We start from the raw sequence: 25,332 nt of genomic DNA, 5'->3' as shown, positions 1-25,332 counted from the left end.
AACGTTTGATTGTACGTGAGAATAAGCAATTCTATTATGAATGATTCGGAAGGGTTCGATATAGAAAGAGAATTACACACAAGGACAATTTGATGATTCCTTGGGTGTCTTCAACAAGGCTATCGGCCAAGAGTCAAAGGCCTATTCCTATTATAACTGTAATACTTCAACATGAATGTTGCCGCTTCTTTCTTTAGTCGTTATAAAGTAGCAACAGCGGTGAAAGGGATGGAGTCAAGGCGAATATCTTAGGATATAAGGAACGAAAGTTTCAGCTGCTGGAGAACAGTAGCAACTATATGCATCACTAGATACGTCCCATTTGTGGCGCTCTGCTTCTCTCAAAAAGCGAGAATGAAAAGAAAGGCTTAAAACAAGTCAAGCTGAACATCAAATTGATTTTGTTAGATTGACGTCACTCCTAACGCATTGAAAAACCATGAACTCACCTTCGGGTGAAACCAAACCGCGTCGAATTCGGCGCGGTTCTCTTTTATATACAAGAATTTGTCTTATATCGCTTGGTTTCCACGTTTGATTTTACCTATTGATAATCACCTTTTAATTTGCCTTATTTATTGTATTTTTAAGCCTTCTAAGTGCATATTTTTCACTCAATTACCTATTTTTGATTAATAAAAGCGATTAAATCCATTGCTTTTTCAAATCAAGTTTATTGATTTAAATCATATAGTTAGATTCTGTTTTTAGCCATAATCGCCCTGCTGTTTTTACTTTTTTAATATTGGAGCATGATTATGAAAAAATTTGCACTTAAAGCCGCAGTCATCGCGATTGCAGGTTATTTAGGCGTTGTTGGGTATATTCATCTATATGATAAGGGGCAATCAGAAAAATTACTTGCTGAGGGTAATTACTCTGCTGAGCAACAAAAGGTTGCCAAAATCTTGTTAGATAACGGTTGTCAATATTGCCACTCCCCTAATGCTGATTTGCCTTTCTATGCTAATCTTCCGTTAGCGGATTCCATCTTAAGTCGCGATATTGAATCAGGTAAACGCGTCTTTTTATTAAACAAATTACTGGATGGTTTAAAAGATCCGAGTAAATTATCTGAAGTTGATTTAGCAAAACTTGAACGCGTGATTGAAAATAATGAAATGCCGGTAGCAACATTCCGCCATGTTCACTGGGGAAGTCGTCCGGATGAAAACGAAAAAACCACGCTATTAAATTGGATTCGCGAACAACGTAAAGCCTTTTTACCTGCAAACACGGAAGGGACAAATCCTCACAGCCTGATCCAACCAATTCCGGATTCCATCATGACCGATCCGGCTAAAGTAGAACTCGGTCGAAAACTCTTTATGGATGACCGCCTCTCTCAAGATGGTACCGTTCAATGTGAAACTTGCCACCAACTCGACAAAGGTGGGGTTGACCGCTTGGATGTCTCTATCGGTATTGAAGGCAAAAAAGGCGGCATCAACGCACCAACCGTATTTAACTCCGCATTTAACTTCGTCCAATTCTGGGATGGTCGTGCAATCGATCTTGCTGACCAAGCAGGTGGACCACCGATTAACCCAGTTGAAATGGGCAGCCACACCTGGGATGACATCGTAGCGAAATTTAAACAGGATGAAGAATTCAAAAAAGAATTCTTAAAAGTGTATCCTGAAGTGAGCCAAGCGACATTAACCCACGCTATCGGTGAATATGAAAAAACCTTAATCACGCCAAATAGCGATTTTGACCGTTACTTGAAAGGCGATAAAACCGCATTAAATGAGCAGCAATTAAAAGGCTACGAATTGTTTAAGAAACATAAATGCGATACCTGCCATACCGGTGTGAATATGGGCGGACAATCTTACGAATACATGGGTATTTATGGCGATTACTTCAAAGATCGCGGCACACCAATCACGGAAGCCGATCAAGGTCGTTTCGCACAAACCAAGGATCCGTATGATATGCATCGCTTTAAAGTGCCGTCATTGCGTAATATCGCATTAACTACGCCTTATATGCACGATGCTTCTGCAAAAGACTTGAAAGAAGCTGTTCGAATTATGTTGCAATATCAAAGCAACGTAAAACCTCAACAACAAGACATTGATGACATTACGTCTTTCTTAGAAAGTCTCACTGGTGAATTTGAAGGTAAGAAATTGCAATAATCACCATCAATAAAAAGTACAGTGGATTTTCAACACGTTTTTAAACGTCGTAAAAATTCACCGCACTTTTTTATTTAAATATCTTATGCATCAAATGCTTTTAAGGATTCCAACAGCCTTTCACCAAAGGGTTTACGCCAACCACTTAATAATTCCGGCGGCTCATCCTCCGTTTCTTTTCGCCAGTGCCACTTCATCAGACTTTCTAAATGACGTTTACTGGCAATCACTTCTTTCGGTAAATTCGCCGGAGCAATCTGAATTAATTGTTGCTGCAATGCTTTCAATGCGGCTTTATAGCGCGAATCATCCGCCAAACGTTGAATTGGCGGCGGATAATCCTCCTCTGAAATGCGTTTCACCTGATCAATAATTTGCAACAATTTCTTACCGTGAATGCGGACTTCCGCCGTACTCAAGCCGAGCTCCAATAAAGTCGACGTATTCTTCGGATTGTATTTTGCCACTTGCCATAAATTTTCTGCACGAACTACAAAATTCAATGCTAAATCCCGTTTCATAGCTTCTTCCATGCGCCATTTTGCGAGCAATTTTAAACGCATTAATTCTAAGCGATTTAACTTCCACGCATTCGGAATCGCAAAATAAGCCGTATCAGGATTTTTAACAGCATGTGCCCGTTTGTGCAGCAAAAATTCACATTCATTTTTGACCGCACTTTGCCATTCGGTTTGTGCCAATTGTGTCTGCATTTGTACATATAAAGGCAACAAATACCACACATCCGCAGCGGCATATCGTAACTGTATCTCGGATAACGGGCGCGCCAACCAATCGGTGCGTGACGCCCCTTTATCAATTTCAATGTGGAAATAATGTTGTACCAACGTAGCAAAACCGGCAGAACCGGCAAAACCAAGAAAATTCGCCATCACCTGTGTATCGCACATAGGCTGTGGTAATTGTTGGAAATAATGTTGAAAAACTTCCAAATCTTCACCGCAGGCATGCAATACTTTCAATACGCTTTCATCGGCAAGTAAGGCAATAAAAGGGGAAAAATCCTGAATCATTGTCGGGTCAATTAACGCCACTTCATCACCGGCATATAATTGAATTAACCCTAATTTCGGGTGCAGGGTTCTGACCCGAACAAATTCAGTGTCTAATGCCACCGCACTTTGTGTTCTTGCCTGTTCACAAACATCAAACAATGCCTGATCATCTGTAATTAATTGAAAGCGTGGCGGGGTGTTACATTCTTTTATTTGATATGTCATAGAAATAAAGGAGAGAATGTGCTGTAAAGCGACATTCTCTCTCGCATTGATTAATAAAATAACTTAGGCAGTTGTCGCACGTTTCGCAATTTCTTCATCACGTAAAACACGACGTAAAATTTTACCCACGTTGGTTTTCGGCAATTCCTCACGGAACTCAATGTCTTTTGGAATTTTATAGCCGGTTAAATATTTGCGGCAGTGTTGTCGTAATTCATCGCGGGTTAAACTGTCCTCTTTCTTCACAACGAAGAGTTTGATGGTTTCCCCGGACACGTCATTTGGCACGCCGATTGCCGCCACTTCAGCCACTTTATTGTTTAACATCGCCACATCTTCGATTTCATTCGGATACACGTTAAAACCGGACACCAAAATCATGTCTTTTTTGCGATCCACAATGCGCAAGCTGTAACTTTCATCCATGATCACAATATCACCGGTTGCCATCCAACCGTCTTTGATCACTTCTGCGGTGGCTTCCGGGCGTTGCCAATAACCTTTCATCACCTGTTCGCCTTTCACCCACAACTCCCCTGCTTCACCGAGAGCCGCTTCAGAACCGTCTTCTTTCACAATTCGAATATCGGTGTTCGGGACCGGCACACCAATACTGCCGTTATGCTTCACCACATTCACCGGGCATGCCGCAATTAGCGGAGAGCATTCTGTCATGCCGTAACCTTCAATAATGTTACAACCGGTCAATTCATGCCAACGAGTGGCAACAGATTGGTGAATCGCCATACCGCCGCCCACGGAAAGTTTTAAGGCAGAGAAATTCACGTTCTTCAACTCGTCATTGTTTAACAAGGCGTTAAACAAGGTATTCACGCCGGTAATCGCCACAAACGGATATTTTTTCAGTTCTTTTACGAAACCCGGAATATCACGCGGGTTCGTAATTAATACGGCAGTCACCCCCAATTCAACAAACAGCAAGCAGTTCACGGTGAGGGCAAAAACGTGATACAACGGCAAGGCCAAAATGGCTAATCGCTCACGACTACGATCACCCACAAAAGGATGGGCAATCCACTTGGCTTGGAACACATTCACGATAATATTGCCGTGCGACAACATCGCCCCTTTTGCTACGCCCGTAGTGCCACCTGTGTATTGCAAAAAGGCCAAATCATCGCGTTCCATTTGCGGACGCACATATTGACGATATTTACCGACACTCAACACTTCACGGAACGTGACCGCATTTGGCAACTTATATTTTGGCACGAGTTTCTTCACGTATTTCACCACGAAGTTCACTAATGTGCGTTTACCGAAAGACAACTGATCGCCCATACGGGTCAAAATAACGTGTTTCACAGAAGTGTTGAAAACAATTTTTTCTAACGTAGAGGCAAAGTTAGACACCACCACAATGGCTTTAGCGCCACTGTCTTGCAGCTGGTGTTCTAACTCGCGTGGTGTGTAAAGCGGATTCACGTTCACCACCACAAGACCGGCACGTAAAATCCCAAATAACGCGATAGGATATTGCAACAAATTCGGCATCATTAATGCCACACGCTCACCACGTTCTAACTTCAATTCATTTTGCAAATAGGCTGCAAAAGCACGACTGCGTTCTTCCAATTTACGAAACGTTAACACTTGTCCCATATTAATATAAGCGGCGCGGTCGGGATGTTCACGAATCGCTTTATCAAACATATCTAAAATCGAATCATATTCTGACGTATCCAATTCACGCTCAGAGCCTTCCGGATAATTTTGAAACCAAGGTTTAGTCATAGTGATTCCTTCTCTTTTTTCTTTATTTTTATAAAATGAGGCGGAATTTTAACATTCCGCCCAAACTTAATACAAATTATAGCGAAGGCGTGGTTCGGCCCACATAAATCTCGGCGCCCACCAGCCGTATGGATAAAATGGTCCGTAATCATACATGTCGTCCGGATCGTAATAATATTCTTGCACGAGCTTCCAAAGACGATATTGATGGGCTTGCACCACCGGATAGCTGTAATCCGCTTGATCAATTTTGCCCTGCTCTTTGCCACTTAGCACACCGGCAACGGTAATATATTGATCTTTTAAGTTTTCCGGATCCACAAAGCCGTTTAAGTAAGCAATAAAACGCCCATTACTGTGGCTATCAATCATCGGTTTTGCAGAGAAATACGCGACCGTTTGGTTCAACACTTCCACTTTTGTCTGATTTTTTAATGCGGTAGCGGAAATCACTTTGCCGCCCAGACGTACTTTCACACAACGACAATCATAATCTTGCTGTTGAATGTTATTTAAATTTAACGCATCAAATTGTTTTGGCTCTAACCCTTGCGGCGCCGACACACAACCGGTTAAAACAAGAGAAAGTGCGGTCAATATTAACCCTATTTTTTTGCTCATTTTAATGCTCCTCTCAAAAGGTGATTAAAATCTATTCTCGCCCCGGCAATTTCTTCCACGTCACTTCATTGCGTAAGTAAATCGGCTCAATCTCCAACGGGCTAATGGTCTCGCCGGCAAACCATTTTGGCAATGCCAAATCCAGCATATATAAAGCGGAAGGCAAGGTGATCTCTGTCACTTTACCAAGATTCGCTTCTTTTAACTCAGGATAAGCCGCCCAGCCGGTTCCTGCTAAAACGGCGTTTTCATGATGTTGTTGAGATACCTGCTCAATGACGTTTGACGGGCTACAAACCTGCTCGGCAATCATCGGCTGCCAATCTAAAAACTCGCCGAAATCTGACCGCACTTTTTGCGCCTGCCATTGGGCAAAATACACCTCATTCATACGAGCATCAATGGCTGTCAACACATTTTCCGCCTGATATTGCACATAGGCAGCTTGTGCCATTGCGGCCAAATTGGACACAGGAATCACCAGCAATTCAGCCCCGAAGGCTAAGCCTTGCGCAATACCTGCACCAATGCGCACACCGGTAAAGCTACCCGGGCCACGACCGAAAACCAGGGCATCCACTTGATGTAGCGTAATGCCTGCTTGAGCCAAAATTTCATCCACCATCGGCAAAATATGTTTAGTATGTTCACGCTGTGCAAATTGCGCTAAATGTGTTTTTTCACCACCACGTAACAAAGCAACAGAACAAGCTTCTGTTGCAGTATCTAAAGCTAATAATGTGACATTTTTCATGGTTATATAGATTCTTTGTTATCGTCTGTCTTCAAGGTTGTCAGGAATTGTACCACTTTGTGCAAATCCCGCGTACGTTTAAAATTCGGCAAACTGCGCAAAAAGGTTTCTCCATAAGGGCGCATCACCAAACGGTTATCGCAAATAATCACAGCACCGCGATCGGTCACATCACGAATTAATCGCCCAACGCCCTGCTTCAAGGTAATCACCGCTTCGGGAATTTGAATATCGTTAAACGGATCGCCGCCCTGCAAACGACAATCTTCAATACGTGCTTTCAATAATGGCTCATCAGGTGCAGTAAAGGGCAATTTATCGATAATCACCAATGACAACGCATCGCCTCGTACGTCCACGCCTTCCCAAAAACTGGAAGTTGCCACCAGCACGCTGTGCGATTGCAAAATAAATTGTTCCAACAGCGTAGTTTTCGCCGTTTCACCCTGCAATAAAATCGTCAGTTCACTGTTTTCACGAAAATAATCTGCCAGGCTACGCATCATGGCATAAGACGTGCAAAGCACAAAACAACGGCCTTGGTTGGCTTCGATAATCGGCAGTAACATTTTGCCTAATTGAGTGAACGTGCTGCTGTGATTGGTTGCCGGCAGATAACGTGGCACGCAAAGCAAAGATTGCTCTGCATAATTAAAAGGGCTTGGCAGAATTTTCTGCTCCGCATCTTGAATACCTAAACGCTGGCAAAAATGGGCAAAAGTGCCGCCCACTTCCAAGGTGGCAGAAGTGAAAATCCAGGCGCATTTTTGTTTTGCCATTTGCTCACCAAACTTGTCCGCCACAGTAAGTGGCGTAATGTGTAGCCCAAACTGGCGACCGATACATTCAAACCAATAGCAATAGCCGGTGATTTCTGTTTCCGTCAGGCGTTTAAGTAGATTTTGTAACTGCGCGATGCGCTCAAAAATGCTGTCTAGCGTTTGTGAACGCCCCAAGCCTAATTTCACCACTTCGGCAGTAAAATTCAGTTTTTCCAGTAAAAAATCAAAGGCTTTTTTAACCGCACTTTGTTGCAGCATTTGTCGCCAATTACCGCGCAAATTGCCTTCACCCAACATTAAACGAAAATCCTGCACGATTTTTAAAAGTTGATCTGCCGCCACACCAAGCTGTTTCATATCTTTCACTTCGGTGCGGTAGGTAATTTGAATGTCTTTACATAAATCAAAAAGTTGACGGGAGGTGACCGATTGACCAAAATATTGGCTGGCAATATCAGGCAGTTGGTGCGCTTCATCAAACACAATCACTTCAGCATTCGGGATCAATTCGCCGAAGCCGTTTTCTTTCACTGCCATGTCAGCAAAAAATAAATGATGGTTGACCACCACCAAATCGGCATTCAGCGCTTTTTTACGCGCCAATGCCACAAAACAATCCGCATAATTGGGGCAATCACTCCCTAAACAACTTTCGGCCGTGCTGGTGAGTTGAGGCAAAATCGGGCTGTCTTCGGCAATCTCAATGCATTCGGACAAATCGCCGGTCTTCGTGGCGTTGCGCCATTTGCGCACTTTAGATAAATCATGCAGCACACTGCGATCACCCAGCACGCCTTGCGCAATCACCTGTTCCAAACGTTCTAAACATAAATAATTGGCACGTCCTTTGAGCAAAGCAATTTTGCCGCTATATCCGAGAGCTTTTTGAATAGCGGGTAAGTCGCGATTAAACAGCTGATCTTGCAAGTTTTTGGAACCGGTGGAAATGATGGTTTTCTTTTTCACCAATAACGCCGGCGCCAAATACGCAAAGGTTTTGCCCGTACCCGTACCGGCTTCCACCACTAACGCCCCTTGCTGTTCAATGGCATTGCCCACCGCCGTCGCCATGTCGACCTGTTCTGCGCGGGGACGAAAGCCCTTGATATGGGCGCTCAATGCACCGTCTGGGGAAAACGCCTTGCTAATTTGTTTTGAATACGCCATTATTTTTCACCTGTTAAAAAGTCGGCACAGTATAGCAGATTTCCCCTTCTTACTGAATCAACAAGGACAAGATGATGAACATTCAATTACAACAACAAATCACACCGGAATTGAGCTTATATGCGTATAACGACATTCCCGTTTTACATTTACACCACGCTGTCGGCACCGCCAAAATCGCCTTACAAGGGGCACATTTATTCAGCTGGCAACCGACACACAGCAAACAAGACGTATTGTGGTTAAGTGACATTGAGCCGTTTAAAGCCGGTAACGCCATTCGTGGCGGCATCCCTATTTGCTACCCATGGTTTGGTAATGCCGGCACGCCTGCGCACGGCTTCGCTCGTACCAGCCTATGGCAATTAAGCGACTACGAGATTAACAACGACAAAGTGCAGTTGGTTTTTTCGTTATTTTCCAAACACAACATCATCTTGGCTAAAATTGAAATGCTGTTCACCGAACATTGCGATCTACGCTTTACTCACTACGGCGAAACCGGCATGGAAAACGTACAACTAGCGCTACACAGTTATTTCAACATTGGCAACATCGCCAACACGAGTATCGCCAACCTGCCAACAACCTGTTTTAACTCTCTCACTAAATCGCAGGAAACCGTGCCCTCACCACGCACCATCAATGAAAACGTGGATTGCATTTATACCGCGCCACCACAGCCAACGGAAATTCACGACCAAGCCAACCAACGCACCCTATTCGTGACACATCAAAATGCCAGCGATGTGGTGTTATGGAACCCATGGCATAAAGCCACAAGCAGCATGGCTGAAAATGGCTATCAAACCATGGTATGCGTAGAAACCGCAAGGATCCATCGCTATCTTGAGGCTGGCGAAACCGTGGCGGTGAGATTGAGTGTGAAATAGTTCAAAGTGCGGTCAGATTTTTAGATGTTTTTCAAAACTCAACATCTGATCGCTTGAGATCTGCCTAAATCCCCTAAAATTTTCTATCAAAACGATTCATAAAACATCTCATTTTTGGACTAATTTGCCATTTATTACTGCCGTGTTTGTGAGTAACATAATGGGCGATTCAAAACACATAACCATCCATATAAAAGGAGATTAAATCATGAAAAAATTGATAACTGCGATCGTTTTTGCTGCTGGGATGACAGTACCCTTAGCTGCCTCTGCAGCCTCTATACCTGAAACTGAAAAAGCGGTGGCACAACAAGCAAATACAAAAGGCGTTTGGATTGACGTTCGCTCTGCTGAAGAATTTAACGCGGGCCATTTACAAGATGCGGTGAACATTCCACACGATCAAATCCTTGAACGCATCCAATCCGTTAGCCCGGATAAAGACGCACCTATCAACCTCTACTGCCGCAGCGGTCGCCGTGCAGAAGTGGCGTTAAACGCACTGAAAAAAGCAGGTTACACCAACGTTACCAACCATGGCGGTTATGAAGATTTGGTTAAGAAAGGCATGAAATAATCATACCTTATTAAAAACAAAAATCCCCTAAATGTTTAATTTAGGGGATTTTTTATAAGTAATTTTTGACTGAGCTCTATCGAAAAATTGCATATCACGGCTATTAAGATTTCAGGTGATGTTTTTTTATGATAAAGCCCAATCCATTTTTCAGGTGTTTTTTTGTCGCTCAACCTATATGCATTAAAACCTGAAATTACAACAATCCTGGTTGACCTAAAGCAGGATCTACTTCACGTGCTTTTAAAGCATCTTCAACAGTTAAGCCTAATGCTTTGGCAACACCTTCACCATACGCCGGATCACACCAATGACAGTTGCGAATGTGACGATATTTGATGAAATTAGGTGCATCCCCCATTGCGGCTGCCGTGTTATTGAATAACGCTTGTTTTTGCTCCGAATTCATTAAATTAAATAATGCACGCGGTTGGCTGAAGTAATCGTTATCATCGTTACGGAAATCCCAGTGCGCCGCATCACCATTAATACGAAGTGGTGGTTCGGCAAAATCCGGTTGTTGTTGCCATTGATTAAAACTATTCGGTTCATAGTGCGGTAAGCTACCGTAGTTACCGTCCACACGACCAAAACCATCACGTTGGTTGCTGTGCACCGGACAACGTGGACGATTTACCGGAATTTGACGGTAATTCACTCCTAAACGATAACGTTGTGCATCGGCATAGTTGAATAAACGCGCTTGCAACATTTTATCCGGGCTTGCACCGATCCCCGGCACTAAGTTACTCGGTGCAAAGGCAGATTGTTCCACATCAGCAAAGAAGTTTTCCGGATTGCGGTTAAGTTCAAACTCCCCTACTTCAATTAATGGATAGTCTTTTTTCGGCCATACTTTGGTTAAATCGAATGGGTGGTAAGGCACTTTTTCCGCATCGGCTTCAGGCATAATTTGTACGTATAACGTCCATTTCGGGAAATCACCCCGTTCAATCGCTTCATACAGATCGCGTTGATGACTTTCACGGTCATTTGCGATAACAGCAGCCGCTTCTGCATCGGTTAAGTTTTTAATGCCTTGTTGGGTACGGAAGTGGAATTTCACCCAAAAACGTTCGCCTGCTTCGTTCCAGAAACTGTAAGTATGTGAACCGAAACCGTGCATATGGCGATAGCTTGCCGGAATACCGCGATCACTCATGACAACAGTGACTTGGTGCAATGCCTCAGGCAATAATGTCCAAAAGTCCCAGTTGTTTGTGGCTGAACGCATATTCGTGCGCGGATCGCGTTTTACCGCTTTATTTAAATCAGGAAATTTACGCGGATCGCGCAAGAAAAATACCGGCGTGTTGTTACCCACTAAATCCCAGTTCCCTTCTTCGGTATAGAATTTTAAAGCAAAACCACGAATATCACGTTCCGCATCCGCAGCACCACGTTCACCGGCAACGGTCGTAAAGCGTGCAAACATTTCCGTTTTTTTGCCGACTTCACTGAAAATTTTTGCGCGGGTGTATTGAGTGATGTCATTCGTCACAGTAAAGGTGCCGAATGCACCGGAACCTTTCGCATGCATACGACGCTCCGGAATCACTTCACGCACAAAATCTGCTAATTTTTCATTTAGCCATAAATCCTGTGCAAGTAACGGACCGCGTGGACCGGCAGTTAAACTGTTTTGGTTATCGGCAACAGGCGCGCCGTTACCCATCGTTAAAGGCGTGCTGGTTAAATGAGAAAAAGGGCATTTAGCACTCATAGAAAACTCCTTAATAAATAGTATTAGCTTGAAGTAAATATCGCCAAGCATAATATAGAAAGGTTTTACCGATTAAAATCTATTAAATCAATTCAAAAACCCTATCTAAAAAAGAATTGCGACGGCATAATGCAAATTTGCTATATTCAGCTCAAAATTGACGTTTTTTCATGAACGGTTCAATCGCATTCTAAAGTGCGGTCATTTTTTAGAAAGATTTTACAAACGGAGAGAAAATATGAATCCTTGGCTTTTACTAGGTAGCTCTATCGGCTTGGAAGTCATCGCCACCAATTTGCTGAAATTAAGCGATAGTTTTACCAAACCGCTTCCCACCATAAGTGCGTTATTGATTTATGCCTTATCGTTTTATTTGGTCTCCATCGTCTTCCGTAGCCTGCCTGTCGGCTTGGTCTATGCCGTTTGGTCCGGCGTAGGGATCATTTTGACAGCGATGGTTGCCTAGTTTGCCTTTGGACAAAAACTCGATATGCCCGCTATGTTAGGAATTGCCCTGATTATTTCCGGCGTGCTGGTGATTAATCTATTTTCAACAACGAATCACTAATTTTCAGAAAATAACGTGATTGTTGTCACCTTCAAAGCAAGAAGCGCTCTCATTGTTCTTTCTCATGTTACTTTACCGCGCGGATCCTTGCGTGAACGGCACCTCAAACTCGGCAACGGAAAGCGAGATGCCCGCCACCGCCCCGCCCCATTACAATACCAATTTATGGCATTTCAACATAAAGTGTTGCGTTCATTTTAACCCACCAACACAGAGGTCATACTCAATGAACCGGCAATCAAATGATCATTGAAAAATGCCACTTTTTCATCCGGCTCACGCAAAGCCATTACATACAAGAGGGGCAAATAGTGATCCGGTGTTGGGACAGAAAGCGCCGCACTTTCGCCAAATTGGTCATAATGCACCAATTCATCGTCATTTTGTGTGGTCATTGCGTGATTAATGTGATCACGGAACGCATACGCCCAGTCATAGCCTGCGCCAATTTGATCAATATATTCCCAGCTTATGGCTCTCAAATTATGCACAATGTTGCCACTGCCGATAATCAACACGCCCTGTTCACGCAAAGCAGCCAATTTTTTCGCCAGGTTGAAATGCCACTGTGCCGGTTGCAAACGGTTAAGACTAAGTTGCACTACCGGAATATCCGCATCGGGATAGAGAAACTTCAACACCGCCCATGCGCCATGATCAAAACCGCGCGTTGAGTTCATCTCAACATTTTCCGGCTGCAATAACGACCGCACTTGCTCCGCCAATTCAGGCGAACCGGGCGCGGGATATTGCACCTGACTGAGTGCTTCAGGAAATCCGTAAAAATCATAAATCATTTCAGGCTGTTCGCCTGATGTAACCTGCAAACGGCTGCTGTACCAATGCGCCGAAATCATCAAAATGGCTTTCGGTTTGGCAAATTTTTGCGTAATCAGGCTGAGATTTTGATTGAAAGGATTTTCCTTATCCAACACATTCATCGGGCTACCATGTCCGACAAATAACACAGGCATTTTTTTCATCGTTGCCTCCTTAATATCTGATGAGGCAGATTGTACGGATAAATGATTAAGCAATAAACCGCACTTTATGAACAACATTTTTTACCGATAGGAAATAATAGATAAAAAAGGAGATGAAAAGTGCGGTCAAATTTTTAGGTGTTTTTTGTAAATTATCCTAAGAACTCAACCGCTTGTTTTTAAAAATTCACTGTTTCACCATCTTCTGGAATTACTACATTTTCAAGCTTGTTTGCTTGGACAAATTGACGTAAATCCTTACGGTAAACAGACATATGGTTTACCGCATCCATGTGCACTGTGATAAGTTTTGTATTCGGTAGCATGTTACGAGCATGAGCAACATCTTGTAACCCCATAATAATGCCGTCATTCGGAAAAGCTAAGGTACGCGCATCACCGGTGTTCATAATCATTACATCAGGTTTATAACGATTAATGGCTTTGTTTACTTCGGCAGTCCAAACTGTGTCACCAACCAAGTACACCGTTGGATGACCTTTCGCTTGGAATGTTACTCCCATCGCCTCATCTAAAATCTCAGCTAATTGTGGTACTGCGTACATTTCCGTTGTGCCGTGAGAACCGCCGGTTTTATTTAAAATAATACCTTCGAACTCCACCGGTTTTTCTAGCGATAAACTGGTTATGTTAGTAAAACCTTGCGCTTTGAGTAAGTCGCCATCCCGTTCATGTTGCACAAAAATTTTGATGGATTTAGGTAAAATTTTTTGTGCAACCTCATCCCAATGATCTTCATGTGTATGAGTCAAAATAATGGCATCAACATCTTTGAAAGTATCTTCTGTTTTCATCGGTAATTCCACAAGTGGATTACGCAAATGGCTATTTAATGTCCCTTCAAAGCCTGCATAACGTCCTTTTTCAGCAAGCATCGGATCAATTAAAAAAGTTTTCCCAGCATAGTTCAGGCGACCAGTAGCATTGCGGATATGTTGGTAGCTATCAGTGTTTTTAGAGGCAAGATCTACAGCGAAAGTATTTGCACTAATAGCCAATGCTGTAGTGCTAATTAAGGTTTTTAAGTTCATTGTTTTTCCTTTTCTATACGTTATTGAATGAATAAACATATTATAGTGAGAACAAAATTGCGCAAAAATGGATAAGAAATCAATAAACGTAATAATCGGGTCATTTCTGTGTTATGCTCATATCAAAGTAGGAGAAATAAAATGAATACACCCACAGTTGCTTTGATTGTGTATGAACAAATGATGCCCATTCATTTTGCGATGGCATATTCCGTTTTTTCTATGTCGGATTTAAACGGCAAGCCGTTATTTGAGTATAAAATCGTTAGCGATTCGGACAACCTGACAAACTCGCTATTTCACATACATTTAGATGGTGGTTTAGAATGGTTAGAGAATGCCGATATTGTTGTGATGACTGGATGGCATGATACTCAAGTGATGCCGAGCGAGGCTTTATTAACAGCGTTACGGCAAGCGTATCAACGTGGTGCGACAGTGGTGGGTTTATGTTATGGCGCCTATGTGTTGGCGTGCAGTGGTCTACTTAACGGTAAAAAAGCAACCACACATTGGCTAGGAGATAGTGATTTTACTAATCGTTTTCCGCAGGTGAAATGGGATTTAAATCCTATTTATTTAGAAGAAGATCGACTGATTACCTCAGCAGGAACAGCCGCTTCAATGGATTGTTGCCTTTCTATTGTCCGTAAATTATATGGTGTGAAAATTGCCAATCATATTGCCCGAATACTGGTTATCCCCCCTCATCGTGAAGGCGGACAAGCACAATTTATCGAACGCCCTATTTCTCGTTCCACACCTAATCATAATATCAATGCGTTGCTTGCTTATTTAAATGAAAATCTGACCGCACTTCATTCGACTGATAGCCTTGCCGAACGTTTGTCAATGAGCCGTAGCACTTTCACCCGACATTTTCGCAAAGCAACCGGAATGTCATTAAATCAATGGTTAATTGAAGCAAGGCTACAGCGAGCAAGAGAGCTTTTGGAAAGCACAGATTTATCTATTACTGATATTGCAGAACAAAGCGGATTTCATAGCGATACCGCCTTGCGTCAGCACTTCTTGAAGAAACATAAGATTTCACCGAATCGCTGGCGTAAGCAGTTTCAAATTGAGGATGTTTAGATCTTTTTATTTTAAAGTCCGGTCAATTTTTCGGATGTTTTGCGTATTTAGACCCTATCCGGATCGCCTTTATGCGAGTCGCTAATATTACAATCCTTTAAGATGCCATCCCCTGAAAAACACTAAAAAATCCCACCGCACTTTGCTATAATGCGCGCCATTCATTTCATTCAAAACAAGAGAAGAACATGACTGATTTTCCAGCCATTCGTGATCTAAACGAGCAAAATCTCAACGAAATTTTACAGCTTTCACAACATCATCCTTTGGCGATCACGTTTTATGCGCCAAGCCATGCAGATTCGGTGGCGTTTGTGAAAACCTTGGAAAATTATGCCAACCAATACCAAGGGCAATTTGTGTTAGCCAAAGTCAATTGTGAAAAAGAACAAATGGTGGCGGCGCAATTCCGTATTCAAGCCTTGCCGACCACTTATTTATTTAGAGACGGACAAGCGTTGGATGCCTTTCAGGGAGCGTTGGACAACACCACATTGCAACAGCGTTTGAGTGTGATTTTGCCGAAAGAGGAAGAAATCAAATTTAATCAGGCGTTGGATTTGCTTGCAGTGGAAAATTATGCGCAGGCATTGCCGTTGTTAAAAGAGGCGTGGGAGTTGTCTGATCAGAAAAACAGCGAGATCGCGCTACTCTATGCGGAAACCTATATCGCGATGAAAAAAACTGAGCCTGCGCAACAGATTTTAAACAAGATCCCATTGCAAGATCGTGACAGTCGCTGGCAAGGTTTACAAGCGCAAATTGAGTTGTTGATTAAAGCTGCTGATACACCGGAAATTCAACAATTACAGGAAGAATTTGCGAAACAGCCAACCCATGATCTTGCGTTGAAATTGGCGTTGCAATTACACCAAGCTAACCGCAACGAAGAAGCCTTGGAGTTGTTATTTACCATTTTACGTCAAGATTTAGGTGCGGAAGACGGCAAAATTAAGCAGGAATTTTTATCCATTTTAGCCGCCATCGGCAACAACGATCCGGTAACCAATAAATACCGCCGATTGCTCTATTCGTTGTTGTACTGATGGGAAATCTTCTATAATACCGCCCACAAATTTCAAGTTGATAAGGATTGATTATGTCGGATATTAAACACGCGCAATTACTCATTTTAGGCTCCGGCCCTGCCGGTTACACTGCAGCTATTTATGCGGCACGCGCTAATTTGAAACCGGTGCTCGTCACAGGGTTACAACAAGGCGGACAACTCACTACCACCAGTGAAATTGAAAACTGGCCGGGTGATTTCGGTGAAACGACCGGTCCGGAATTAATGCAAAGAATGTTGCAACACGCAGAAAAATTTGAGACCGAGATCGTCTTCGATCACATTAACCGTGTAGATTTATCTTCTCGCCCATTCAAATTATACGGCGATGCACAAACCTTTAGCTGCGATGCGTTAATCATCGCCACCGGTGCTTCTGCCCGTTATTTAGGCTTGCCTTCCGAAGAAAACTTCAAAGGCCGTGGCGTTTCCGCTTGTGCCACTTGTGACGGTTTCTTCTATCGCAACAAACCGGTTGCCGTCATCGGTGGCGGTAACACCGCTGTGGAAGAAGCACTCTATTTAGCCAACATTGCTTCTGAGGTGCATTTAATCCATCGCCGCGAAAGTTTCCGTGCAGAAAAAATTCTCATCGACCGCTTATACAAAAAAGTGGAAGAAGGCAAAATCGTACTGCATACCAACCGCACTTTAGATGAAGTGTTGGGCGACAACATGGGCGTGACCGGCGTACGTTTGAAAGACGTGCAATCCGCCGCAACGGAAGAGGTCGCATTAGACGGCGTCTTCGTGGCCATCGGTCATGCACCGAATACGGAAATTTTCCAAGACCAGCTGGAATTAAAAAACGGCTATATCGTGGTGAAATCCGGTTTAGACGGCAATGCAACCGCCACTTCCGTGGAAGGCGTTTTTGCCGCAGGCGATGTGATGGATCACAACTATCGTCAAGCCATTACCTCTGCCGGCACCGGCTGCATGGCGGCATTAGATGCTGAGCGTTATTTGGATGCGCAAAAAGCATAACTGTTCGGTCATTGCACCGAGACAACACATTGTGCAATACAGGGTGGGCAATAACGCCCACCTTCCGTTTTTCTGTTTCTGATACAACATAACTTATGGATAAATCTCGTCAAAAATATTTGCAACAATGGCTTCGCACACAGCAAAAGCCGATTAAAAAATATTTGAATCTCAACATTCTGCTCGCTACGTTCTCCTCAGTGATTTTAGTGGGGCAGACTTATCTCTTGGCCTCTTTGCTGCATAAGCTCATTATTCTGGGCGAACCGGCCACCGGTTTAGCGCCTTACTTTATCGGCTTAGTCGTCGGCTTTGCGCTACGTGCGCTGATTTTATGGATCCGAGAAAAAATCGGCTTCAAGTGCGGTCAATTATTGCGGAATATTATTCGTCAGCAAATTTTGGATAAAATCCATCAAGTTGGCCCTGCAACGATTAACAATAAACCTGCCGGCAGCTGGGCAACCATCATGTTGGAACAGGTGGAAAACCTGCACAATTTCTACGCCCGCTATTTACCGCAACAAGCGCTTTCCGCCATTGTGCCGATGATTATTCTGATTGCCGTGTTCCCGTTAAACTGGGCAGCCGGTTTGATTTTAATGGGCACTGCACCGCTGATTCCTATCTTCATGATTTTGGTGGGAAAAGCGGCAGCAGACAGCAGCCAAAAGAACATGGATACCCTTGCGCGGTTAAGCGGTCAATTCCTCGATCGTCTGCACGGTTTGGAAACCTTACGTTTATTCGACCGCACTTCCGAGCAAACCCGCCATATTGAAAACAGTACGGAAGATTTCCGTGAAACTACCATGGATGTGCTAAAAATGGCGTTCCTCTCCTCTGCCGTCCTCGAGTTTTTCACTTCGATTTCTATTGCATTAATGGCAGTGTATTTCGGTTTCAGTTATTTAGGACAAGTGGAATTCGGCAGTTACGGCATGCCGATTACACTCTTTATCGGTTTCTTCTGCCTCATTCTTGCACCGGAGTTTTACCAACCATTACGCGACCTCGGCACCTATTATCATGACCGTGCCGCCGGTATCGGTGCGGCAGATGCCATTGTAGATTTCTTAGAAGAAGATTATTTAATCGCCCAAGGCGACAGCAAAGCGGCATTTGAAAGCCAAAGTGCGGTGGAAATTTCAGGTGAAAATGTGGTTGTCTTGTCGCCACAAGGCAAACCGCTAACAGAGGCGCTGAATTTCCATATTCCGGCCCAGAGCCACATTGCGATTGTAGGGCAAAGCGGTGCCGGAAAAACCTCGCTGATCAATGCCATTTTGGGCTTTTTATCTTATGAAGGCAGCCTGAAAATCAACGGGCAAGAATTGCGCGATGTCGATTTAGCCCAATGGCGCAAACACATTGCCTGGGTTGGACAAAACCCGTTGTTGTTGCAAGGCTCAATTAAAGAGAATTTATTATTGGGCGACATTCAAGCTTCCGCGCAAGAAATCGATCACGCGTTGGCATTAGCGCAAGCGAAAGAATTTACCGACCGTCTCGGCTTAGAGGCAGAAATTAAAGAAGGCGGCATTGGCGTGTCAGTGGGTCAAGCACAACGTTTAGCCGTTGCACGTGCGCTACTGCGTAAAGGCAATTTGTTGTTATTAGATGAACCGACTGCCAGCCTTGATGCGCAATCGGAAAATCAGGTATTACAAGCCTTGCAACACATCAGTCGCCAACAAACAACCGTGATGATAACCCACCGCATTGAAGATCTGAAACAATGCGACACCATTTTGGTGATGCGCCACGGACAAATTATTCAGCAGGGACATTTTGACCAACTGCAACATCAAGGTTTCTTCGCCGAATTATTGGCACAACGACAACAGGATATTAACTAATGCGTGCTTTATTGCCTTTTATTCGTTTATTTAAATTTGCCAAACTGCCGTTAATTTTCGGTGGTTTGTTAATGATTCTAGGACTTGCCTCCAGCATCGGGTTACTTACCCTTTCCGGTTGGTTCTTGGCGGCGACCGCCATTGCCGGCTTGGGTTCGCTCTTTAACTTTTTCTATCCGTCTGCCAGCGTACGCGGTTTAGCCATCGGGCGTACTGTGGCACGCTATTTTGAAAAAGTCGTTACCCACGATGCCACTTTCCGCGTGTTAGCCAAATTACGCGTGCAAGTGTTTAGCAAAATTATTCCGTTAAGCCCGGGCGTGCTCAATCGCTATCGTAACAGTGATTTATTAAACCGTTTGGTTGCCGATGTAGATACCTTGGACGGACTTTATCTTCGCCTGATTGCACCGTTTATCAGCGCCATTGTGGTGATTACATTTATTAGCATTGGATTAAGTTTTGTTCATGTGCCACTTGCACTGTTCCTTGGTCTCACGTTACTGACATTATTATTGGTGATTCCAACAATCTTTTACCATCTGGGCAACAAATTCGGCGCAAAACTAACCCAATCGCGCGCGCTTTACCGCACGCAATTTGTGGAATTTATTCAAGCACAAGCAGAACTGTTGTTATTTAACGGGGAAGAAAAACTAAAAGGGAAATTGAGCCAAACCGAACAGCAATGGCAAGCCTATCAACAACAGGAAGCGAATTTATCAGGATTTTCCACCGCACTTTTGTTGTTCGCCAACGGCTTGGTGTTATGTATTGTGATGTGGTTTGCCGCACAAGTGGATTTGGGCAGCGATGAATACCGCGCCGCGTTGATTGGCTTGTTTGCCTTTGCCGCCCTCGCCTCGTTTGAAATTCTGATGCCGATCGGCGCCGCATTTTTGCACATCGGGCAAATGGTAGCATCGGCTGAACGGGTGACAGATATTATCGAACAGCAACCGCTGGTGGATTTTTCCGGTACACAACTTGTTGAAAGCCAAACTCAAGCGCCGTTATTGCAAATTAATCAAGTTCATTTCACTTATCCGCAACGTGATAACCCGGCATTAGTGGACTTAAATCTCCATATTCAAACCGGTGAAAAACTTGCCATTTTAGGAAAAACCGGCAGCGGCAAATCGACGCTACTTCAATTATTGGTACGCAATTATGATGCCAATCAAGGGGAAATCTTATTCGCCGGCAATCGCATTCAAGCCTATAGCGAAAGCAGTTTACGCCAACAATTTTGTTTCTTAACCCAACGCGTGCATGTGTTTAGCGATACGTTGCGTAACAACTTGCAACTGGCTACCCATGCGCCATTAAGCGATGAAAAAATGGTTGCTGTGCTACAACAAGTGGGCTTGGAAAAATTAGTGAATCAAGAACAAGGATTAGATTTATGGCTGGGAGACGGCGGTCGTCCGTTATCGGGCGGTGAACAACGTCGTTTAGGCTTAGCGCGTGTGTTATTAAATGATGCGCCTATTTTACTCTTAGATGAACCGACAGAAGGCTTGGATCGCGAAACCGAACGCAATATTCTGCAAGCGATTTTGGCTCACAGTGTCGGCAAGACTTTAATTATGGTGACGCACCGTTTAACGGCCATTGAGCAGTTTGATCAACTTGTGGTGATCGATAACAGTCGATTAATTGAACAAGGTTCGTACAGCGAATTGATCAATAAAGAAAATGGCTTTTTCAAGCAACTGACACAACGTATTTAAAAGGAAAGGCTGGAAAGGTGGAAACCTTTCCGGCTTAGTCTCGGCACACGAAAATTCTGACTCTGGCTGCTTTCTTCCGAACCTGACCTGGTAAACCAGACTTCATTGCGAGGGACCGAAAAGGTTTCCATTGAATTAACCGCAAGATTTGATAGTGCGATTAAGGCTTCGCATTATGCAATAAGCCCTATTGAATTGCAAATGTTATCTCCGGATCACATCAGAACAGCCTGAACTTTAAACAAATGAGGAAAATCATGACCGCACTTAACCAACTTATCGAACTGTTAAAACTGGAAAAAATCGACGATTTACTTTTTCGCGGCGCAAGCCAAGATCTCGGGTTTCGCCAAGTGTTTGGTGGTCAAGTCGTGGCGCAGGCACTTTCTGCAGCGATTCAAGTCGCCCCTCAAGATCGTTTTTTACATTCTTGCCACGCCTATTTTCTCTCGCCGGGCGACAGTCAATATCCGATTATTTATGACGTCGAAATTTTACGCGAGGGCAGAAATTTCACGGCGATGCGGGTAAAAGCTATTCAACATAAATCACCGATTTGTCATATCACCGCCTCTTTCCAAACCTTGGAACAAGGCTTTGAACACCAAAGCGAGATGCCAAAGGTAGAAGCACCTGATGCCCTCATGTCAGAAAGCTCGGTCATTCAGCAAATGGCACAAACCATTCCGGAAGCCGTGCGCGATAAATTTACGGCAGAGCGTCCATTTGATATTCGCACCAAATATTTAAATAACCCGTTCCGCGGACATAAACTACCACCACAACAATACTCTTGGGTACGCACCAATGGCGAAGCACCGACAGACTATCGCATTCAACAATGTCTGCTTGCCTATTTCTCCGATTTTCATTGCATTTTGACCGCACTTCATCCCCATGAAAAAGGCTTTTTACAAAAAGGCATGAAAGTTGCCACCATCGACCATTCTATTTGGTTCCATCGCCCGTTTGATATGAATGATTGGCTGTTATATGCCATTGAAAGCAACAACGCCTATGCCGCCCGCGGCCTTGCACGTGGTCAATTTTTTGCGGCAGATGGCAGACTCATTGCCACCACACAACAAGAAGGGTTAATTCGTTACGTTCCGGAAGAACAATAAAAAAATGAGGGAAAAAATGACCGCACTTTATGCTGCTCAAGATTTTTGGCATGCCGTCACCACGGCACTACAAACCACGGATCCGTTAGAAAAATGCCGCTTAGTAAATCATCTCTATGATGAGCTATTACCGCAGATTAAATTGACGGAATTATCCGATTTTCCGGAAATAACACCACAAATGGATCTTGCCGGTATTCCGCAGAAGCCGCTGCTCGTTGCACCGAAAGATGTGCCGAAACGTTCTTTCGCCACAGAAGAAGGTTATGCCGCAACGTTGCATGCTATTGCCCATATTGAATTTAATGCCATTAATTTAGGCTTAGATGCAGCTTGGCGGTTTGGCCGAAATGCGCAACAAGAATTAGGCGAAGGCATGGCATTTGTAAAGGATTGGCTACGTGTCGCACGTGAAGAAAGCACCCATTTTTCCTTAGTCAACGCGCATTTGCATACGCTTGGATATCAATACGGCGATTTTGAAGCCCATGCCGGTTTATGGGAAATGGCACAGGCAACCGCGCATGATATTTGGGAACGTATGGCATTAGTGCCGCGTGTACTGGAAGCGCGAGGGCTGGATGCCACGCCTGTGTTACAAGAAAAAATTGCGCAACGGAAAGATATGGCCGCCGTCAAAATTTTAGATGTGATTTTAACGGATGAAATCGGACACGTTTATATCGGTAATCATTGGTATCACGCACTTTCCGCCAAGCGCGGATTAGAGGCTATGAAATGTTTTACCGAACTGCTACATAAATATCGTATTGTGATTTTTAAAGGGGTAATCAATACTGATGCCCGTTTACAAGCAGGGTTCACGCAACATGAATTAGATTGGATTTATGAAGTGGAACAGACATTAAAGTCGTATGTTAAACAGTAAAAAATAAAATGCCCGATAAGAAACATTATCGGGCATTTTTTTAGAATCGAACGCCGGTGCCAACACCAACGCCTACGCCGACACCATTAGAACCGCCACCAACACCTACACCGACGGAACAGGCGCTGAGACTCAAAACAATAAATAATGTCATAATGATTTTTTTCATTTAGTCCTCCTTTTTCACTTGTTCAATATTCCGGTATAGCCGGTAAATCCCGATAAGATCTCGCTTGGCGATCGATTTAAAGGGCAGCAATAAATAATAAATACAACGATAATGCTCTACGGATGCTAACATATCCAGCCACTCCTGTGGCTCGCAACATTCACGGTATTTTCGCATAACATCGCAAATGATCTCATCGGACAATTCATCTTCACGACATAAATTATAGATAAACAGCAACAAATCACGCGCTTTTTGCTTACTTAAAGCCCGCTTAGTCGCATTCACTTCAAAATCAATAAACAACACTTGACCATCACGCCATAGAATATCGCGAATCGCTGGACGTCCGTGCACCAACCCTTGCTGATGTAATGCAGCCAATGCCACCGCCGCATCCAATAAAATAACACGTTTTTGTTGTTCGGAAAGATGAAGCCCCATCCAATGCGCCACACTGTTTCCGCCGTCTTCCAACACCAAGAAATCCTCACCAAACATTTCAAGGTGAGGAACCGGCGCTTGATGTTCCGCAAGATATTGCAAACTTTGAATTTCGTTTTTAAAGGCTTGTTTCGGTTTCGGCTTCAAAAAATGCCACACACCGTGTAATTGTTCCGGTTGTTTCAACCAAAAATCTTTATCGTTATAAGTAAAATGATATACGCGCTCACCTTTATGCTCGGCAAGCACTTGCTGAACATATTCCTCAAAAGGTAATGCGGATAATTGCGACATATTTTCGTTCCCCACAAACATAAAGTGCGGTCAAAATTAACCGCACTTTTAAGCAAATAGCCCGTGCTATTTTTTAATTAAACTTAATTTAGCTACACGATCACCGGCTAATTGACAATCCATTTTATAAAATTGATTGCCGTTCAAACGAACATCAGCGGTAAGGCGGGAATCGCTGTTAGCATGATTTGCCGAACTACGAAATACACGTGACGTTTGTGCAACCTGCTGAATTTTAGCGATGCAAAGGTAATTCAATTTGGCATCATTGCCGGTTTTTACGTTAGCCGCTCCTTTATCTGCACTGTTTGTTCCCAACATTTTGTACAATTTAGTCCCTTCGGCGACGAACGCGTTATGCGATTCATTGGCATCATTTACGCTGTACACTTTCCCGTTTTCTTGCACAGCAGACACTTTTCCGGCTTTATAGAAAAATAATTTATTCTCACCGTCGTGCGTAACTTTAATCAATTCCGGTTGTCCATTAAGATACGCGACATAATGAGTATTGTTGTGCGTATATTCAAAGCGTGGCAATGTTTCCGCTTTTTGTACAAAGGCATTAACATCAAACGTTGGCGCGGATGTTGAGCCGGCCTCAACCACCGCTCCCGGTTTGTGAGTGTTGCTCGACGGAAATAAAGATCCGCACGCAGAGAGCAATAAAATTGAAGAACATAGTGTTGCTTTGACGATATATTGACGCATAAAAACTCCTGAAACCAATAAAAGTGCGGTCTAGTTTAACCGTTTTTTGATTTTTTTTAAACCTTACACTTTGGAGAACATCTATGTTTACATGGTTAAAACAAAAAGGCATGACTTTCATTTGTGCCTGTTTTATGACATTAACATGCTCAACTTCCGCTTTTGCCTTAGCTATCGGCGAAAGCGAAATAAACCAATTACTCAAACAACATAATCATTATAAAAACAGTTACGGCATTCCCGGCCTAGCTAGTGTGAACTACAACTTGCATGATTTCAGCGCCAAAATTGGGCAAAACGCAGAAAAACGATTGGAGTTAAGTGGCATCATTGATGGATTATTTCAACTCCCGACTGATCAATTTTCTGCCAAACTGAATCTCACCTTCGACACGGTACCTTATTATGATGCACAAAAAGGCGCCGTCTATTTGAAAGATATTCGTGTGCTTCGTTGGTCCGGCTCGCCACAACAGTATATGGGGCAAGTGCAAAACCTCATTCCCCTACTTGCCAGTAATATTTCCGCTTACTTGAGCAGTACACCGATTTATACGCTGGATGAAAAGAATCCTCGGGATAAAATGATCAAGCAAGTCGCCAAAGCCATTCGTGTAGAACAAGGCAGACTGGAAGTCGAAACCATTGATAATTTGTTAAAACCATAATCTCAAAGAAAAAAGAAAGGCTGAAATAAA

At 43.5% G+C, this 25,332-nt stretch carries 22 protein-coding genes, 1 other RNA gene and 1 pseudogene; 12 read left to right on the top strand and 12 right to left on the bottom strand.

The features are described from left to right. Window positions 1-758 precede the first annotated feature (758 nt). Window positions 759-2,144, top strand: a complete 1,386-nt coding sequence (locus DQN58_RS06135) for a cytochrome-c peroxidase (RefSeq protein WP_032997838.1) — start codon at window positions 759-761, stop codon at window positions 2,142-2,144. Window positions 2,145-2,227: 83 nt separating this feature from the next. Here DQN58_RS06135 and rnd read toward each other — a convergent pair whose 3' ends face one another. From rnd to DQN58_RS06110, 5 genes are all read right to left on the bottom strand, one after another. Continuing rightward, complete coding sequence (gene rnd, locus DQN58_RS06130; protein ID WP_006717779.1) at window positions 2,228-3,385, bottom strand: ribonuclease D; 1,158 nt, start codon at window positions 3,383-3,385, stop codon at window positions 2,228-2,230. Window positions 3,386-3,448: 63 nt separating this feature from the next. Further along, a complete protein-coding gene (gene fadD / locus DQN58_RS06125; protein WP_006717777.1) occupies window positions 3,449-5,140 on the bottom strand; it encodes a long-chain-fatty-acid--CoA ligase FadD in 1,692 nt (563 codons plus the stop codon). Between the two features lie 66 nt (window positions 5,141-5,206). Beyond that, window positions 5,207-5,761 (bottom strand): Slp family lipoprotein, encoded by a 555-nt coding sequence (locus DQN58_RS06120; RefSeq protein WP_006717774.1) that lies wholly within the window; start codon window positions 5,759-5,761, stop codon window positions 5,207-5,209. 31 nt (window positions 5,762-5,792) lie between these two features. After that, the gene (tsaB, locus tag DQN58_RS06115) at window positions 5,793-6,515 is read right to left on the bottom strand and encodes a tRNA (adenosine(37)-N6)-threonylcarbamoyltransferase complex dimerization subunit type 1 TsaB (RefSeq protein WP_006717772.1); all 723 of its coding nucleotides are present in this window, start codon (window positions 6,513-6,515) and stop codon (window positions 5,793-5,795) included. Between the two features lie 2 nt (window positions 6,516-6,517). Next, complete coding sequence (locus DQN58_RS06110) at window positions 6,518-8,464, bottom strand: ATP-dependent DNA helicase (protein ID WP_006717771.1); 1,947 nt, start codon at window positions 8,462-8,464, stop codon at window positions 6,518-6,520. A 71-nt stretch (window positions 8,465-8,535) separates the two neighbouring features. On the opposite strand from DQN58_RS06110, the gene DQN58_RS06105 reads away from it, so the two are divergent. Together DQN58_RS06105 and DQN58_RS06100 are read left to right on the top strand one after the other, a co-directional pair. After that, window positions 8,536-9,357, top strand: a complete 822-nt coding sequence (locus tag DQN58_RS06105; RefSeq protein WP_006717770.1) for a D-hexose-6-phosphate mutarotase — start codon at window positions 8,536-8,538, stop codon at window positions 9,355-9,357. 208 nt (window positions 9,358-9,565) lie between these two features. Beyond that, window positions 9,566-9,934 (top strand): rhodanese-like domain-containing protein, encoded by a 369-nt coding sequence (locus tag DQN58_RS06100; RefSeq protein WP_006717769.1) that lies wholly within the window; start codon window positions 9,566-9,568, stop codon window positions 9,932-9,934. A gap of 196 nt (window positions 9,935-10,130) precedes the next feature. On the opposite strand, the gene DQN58_RS06095 is transcribed toward DQN58_RS06100, so the two are convergent. Further along, on the bottom strand, window positions 10,131-11,657 hold the full coding sequence (locus tag DQN58_RS06095) for a catalase (protein ID WP_032997837.1): 1,527 nt from the start codon (window positions 11,655-11,657) through the stop codon (window positions 10,131-10,133). 238 nt (window positions 11,658-11,895) lie between these two features. Here DQN58_RS06095 and DQN58_RS06090 point away from each other — a divergent pair. Then, a pseudogene (locus DQN58_RS06090) lies at window positions 11,896-12,225 on the top strand (DMT family transporter). Window positions 12,226-12,422: 197 nt separating this feature from the next. Here the strand turns inward: DQN58_RS06090 and ygiD are convergent. Together ygiD and DQN58_RS06080 are read right to left on the bottom strand one after the other, a co-directional pair. Further along, on the bottom strand, window positions 12,423-13,208 hold the full coding sequence (ygiD, locus tag DQN58_RS06085) for a 4,5-DOPA-extradiol-dioxygenase (protein WP_032997836.1): 786 nt from the start codon (window positions 13,206-13,208) through the stop codon (window positions 12,423-12,425). A 179-nt stretch (window positions 13,209-13,387) separates the two neighbouring features. Next, the gene (locus tag DQN58_RS06080; protein ID WP_032997834.1) at window positions 13,388-14,260 is read right to left on the bottom strand and encodes an MBL fold metallo-hydrolase; all 873 of its coding nucleotides are present in this window, start codon (window positions 14,258-14,260) and stop codon (window positions 13,388-13,390) included. Between the two features lie 141 nt (window positions 14,261-14,401). On the opposite strand from DQN58_RS06080, the gene DQN58_RS06075 reads away from it, so the two are divergent. The 5 genes from DQN58_RS06075 (at window position 14,402) to cydC (ending at window position 21,003) form a co-directional block, all read left to right on the top strand. Beyond that, window positions 14,402-15,355 (top strand): GlxA family transcriptional regulator, encoded by a 954-nt coding sequence (locus DQN58_RS06075; protein WP_006717764.1) that lies wholly within the window; start codon window positions 14,402-14,404, stop codon window positions 15,353-15,355. Window positions 15,356-15,543: 188 nt separating this feature from the next. Further along, on the top strand, window positions 15,544-16,401 hold the full coding sequence (locus DQN58_RS06070; protein ID WP_006717763.1) for a co-chaperone YbbN: 858 nt from the start codon (window positions 15,544-15,546) through the stop codon (window positions 16,399-16,401). A gap of 53 nt (window positions 16,402-16,454) precedes the next feature. Further along, entirely contained in the window at window positions 16,455-17,411 is a 957-nt protein-coding gene (gene trxB / locus DQN58_RS06065) for a thioredoxin-disulfide reductase (protein ID WP_006717762.1), read from the top strand. A gap of 95 nt (window positions 17,412-17,506) precedes the next feature. Beyond that, window positions 17,507-19,270, top strand: a complete 1,764-nt coding sequence (cydD, locus tag DQN58_RS06060) for a heme ABC transporter permease/ATP-binding protein CydD (RefSeq protein ID WP_006717761.1) — start codon at window positions 17,507-17,509, stop codon at window positions 19,268-19,270. Continuing rightward, a complete protein-coding gene (cydC, locus tag DQN58_RS06055) occupies window positions 19,270-21,003 on the top strand; it encodes a heme ABC transporter ATP-binding protein/permease CydC (RefSeq protein WP_006717760.1) in 1,734 nt (577 codons plus the stop codon). Before cydD ends, cydC begins: the two co-directional genes overlap by 1 nt. A 23-nt stretch (window positions 21,004-21,026) precedes the next feature. Here the strand turns inward: cydC and ffs are convergent. After that, window positions 21,027-21,125, bottom strand: an RNA gene (ffs, locus tag DQN58_RS06050) — signal recognition particle sRNA small type. Between the two features lie 135 nt (window positions 21,126-21,260). On the opposite strand from ffs, the gene tesB reads away from it, so the two are divergent. Together tesB and DQN58_RS06040 are read left to right on the top strand one after the other, a co-directional pair. Continuing rightward, the gene (gene tesB, locus DQN58_RS06045; protein ID WP_032997833.1) at window positions 21,261-22,127 is read left to right on the top strand and encodes an acyl-CoA thioesterase II; all 867 of its coding nucleotides are present in this window, start codon (window positions 21,261-21,263) and stop codon (window positions 22,125-22,127) included. A 16-nt stretch (window positions 22,128-22,143) separates the two neighbouring features. Further along, a complete protein-coding gene (locus DQN58_RS06040; protein ID WP_032997831.1) occupies window positions 22,144-23,016 on the top strand; it encodes a ferritin-like domain-containing protein in 873 nt (290 codons plus the stop codon). 40 nt (window positions 23,017-23,056) lie between these two features. Here the strand turns inward: DQN58_RS06040 and DQN58_RS09865 are convergent, their stop codons facing one another. The 3 genes from DQN58_RS09865 to DQN58_RS06030 all read right to left on the bottom strand — a co-directional run bounded on the left by DQN58_RS09865 (window position 23,057) and on the right by DQN58_RS06030 (window position 24,634). Continuing rightward, entirely contained in the window at window positions 23,057-23,185 is a 129-nt protein-coding gene (locus DQN58_RS09865; RefSeq protein WP_006717757.1) for a lipoprotein, read from the bottom strand. After that, window positions 23,186-23,923: a BUD32 family EKC/KEOPS complex subunit gene (locus DQN58_RS06035; protein WP_032997829.1), complete on the bottom strand. Its 738-nt coding sequence runs from the start codon at window positions 23,921-23,923 to the stop codon at window positions 23,186-23,188. It abuts the gene before it with no gap. Between the two features lie 66 nt (window positions 23,924-23,989). Then, window positions 23,990-24,634, bottom strand: coding sequence for a hypothetical protein (locus tag DQN58_RS06030; protein WP_006717754.1), 645 nt, complete (start codon window positions 24,632-24,634; stop codon window positions 23,990-23,992). Between the two features lie 83 nt (window positions 24,635-24,717). On the opposite strand from DQN58_RS06030, the gene DQN58_RS06025 reads away from it, so the two are divergent. Further along, window positions 24,718-25,302, top strand: a complete 585-nt coding sequence (locus DQN58_RS06025; RefSeq protein ID WP_006717751.1) for a DUF1439 domain-containing protein — start codon at window positions 24,718-24,720, stop codon at window positions 25,300-25,302. Window positions 25,303-25,332 lie beyond the last annotated feature (30 nt).

It is taken from the genome of Aggregatibacter segnis ATCC 33393, from assembly GCF_900476035.1.
GTDB lineage: Bacteria > Pseudomonadota > Gammaproteobacteria > Enterobacterales > Pasteurellaceae > Aggregatibacter > Aggregatibacter segnis.
This window is presented reverse-complemented; position numbering and strand designations above follow the sequence as displayed.

Bases quoted from the DNA above. Each gene is read 5' to 3' on its own strand.
- trxB (WP_006717762.1), top strand. From the start codon at position 16,455: ATGTCGGATATTAAACACGCGCAATTACTCATTTTAGGCTCCGGCCCT.
- DQN58_RS06025 (WP_006717751.1), top strand. From the start codon at position 24,718: ATGTTTACATGGTTAAAACAAAAAGGCATGACTTTCATTTGTGCCTGT.
- DQN58_RS09865 (WP_006717757.1), bottom strand. From the start codon at position 23,185: ATGAAAAAAATCATTATGACATTATTTATTGTTTTGAGTCTCAGCGCC.
- DQN58_RS06120 (WP_006717774.1), bottom strand. From the start codon at position 5,761: ATGAGCAAAAAAATAGGGTTAATATTGACCGCACTTTCTCTTGTTTTA.
- DQN58_RS06040 (WP_032997831.1), top strand. From the start codon at position 22,144: ATGACCGCACTTTATGCTGCTCAAGATTTTTGGCATGCCGTCACCACG.
- DQN58_RS06110 (WP_006717771.1), bottom strand. From the start codon at position 8,464: ATGGCGTATTCAAAACAAATTAGCAAGGCGTTTTCCCCAGACGGTGCA.
- DQN58_RS06105 (WP_006717770.1), top strand. From the start codon at position 8,536: ATGATGAACATTCAATTACAACAACAAATCACACCGGAATTGAGCTTA.
- DQN58_RS06100 (WP_006717769.1), top strand. From the start codon at position 9,566: ATGAAAAAATTGATAACTGCGATCGTTTTTGCTGCTGGGATGACAGTA.
- DQN58_RS06035 (WP_032997829.1), bottom strand. From the start codon at position 23,923: ATGTCGCAATTATCCGCATTACCTTTTGAGGAATATGTTCAGCAAGTG.
- rnd (WP_006717779.1), bottom strand. From the start codon at position 3,385: ATGACATATCAAATAAAAGAATGTAACACCCCGCCACGCTTTCAATTA.
- DQN58_RS06075 (WP_006717764.1), top strand. From the start codon at position 14,402: ATGAATACACCCACAGTTGCTTTGATTGTGTATGAACAAATGATGCCC.
- DQN58_RS06030 (WP_006717754.1), bottom strand. From the start codon at position 24,634: ATGCGTCAATATATCGTCAAAGCAACACTATGTTCTTCAATTTTATTG.
- DQN58_RS06095 (WP_032997837.1), bottom strand. From the start codon at position 11,657: ATGAGTGCTAAATGCCCTTTTTCTCATTTAACCAGCACGCCTTTAACG.
- fadD (WP_006717777.1), bottom strand. From the start codon at position 5,140: ATGACTAAACCTTGGTTTCAAAATTATCCGGAAGGCTCTGAGCGTGAA.
- tesB (WP_032997833.1), top strand. From the start codon at position 21,261: ATGACCGCACTTAACCAACTTATCGAACTGTTAAAACTGGAAAAAATC.
- DQN58_RS06070 (WP_006717763.1), top strand. From the start codon at position 15,544: ATGACTGATTTTCCAGCCATTCGTGATCTAAACGAGCAAAATCTCAAC.
- tsaB (WP_006717772.1), bottom strand. From the start codon at position 6,515: ATGAAAAATGTCACATTATTAGCTTTAGATACTGCAACAGAAGCTTGT.
- ygiD (WP_032997836.1), bottom strand. From the start codon at position 13,208: ATGAAAAAAATGCCTGTGTTATTTGTCGGACATGGTAGCCCGATGAAT.
- DQN58_RS06080 (WP_032997834.1), bottom strand. From the start codon at position 14,260: ATGAACTTAAAAACCTTAATTAGCACTACAGCATTGGCTATTAGTGCA.
- cydD (WP_006717761.1), top strand. From the start codon at position 17,507: ATGGATAAATCTCGTCAAAAATATTTGCAACAATGGCTTCGCACACAG.
- cydC (WP_006717760.1), top strand. From the start codon at position 19,270: ATGCGTGCTTTATTGCCTTTTATTCGTTTATTTAAATTTGCCAAACTG.
- DQN58_RS06135 (WP_032997838.1), top strand. From the start codon at position 759: ATGAAAAAATTTGCACTTAAAGCCGCAGTCATCGCGATTGCAGGTTAT.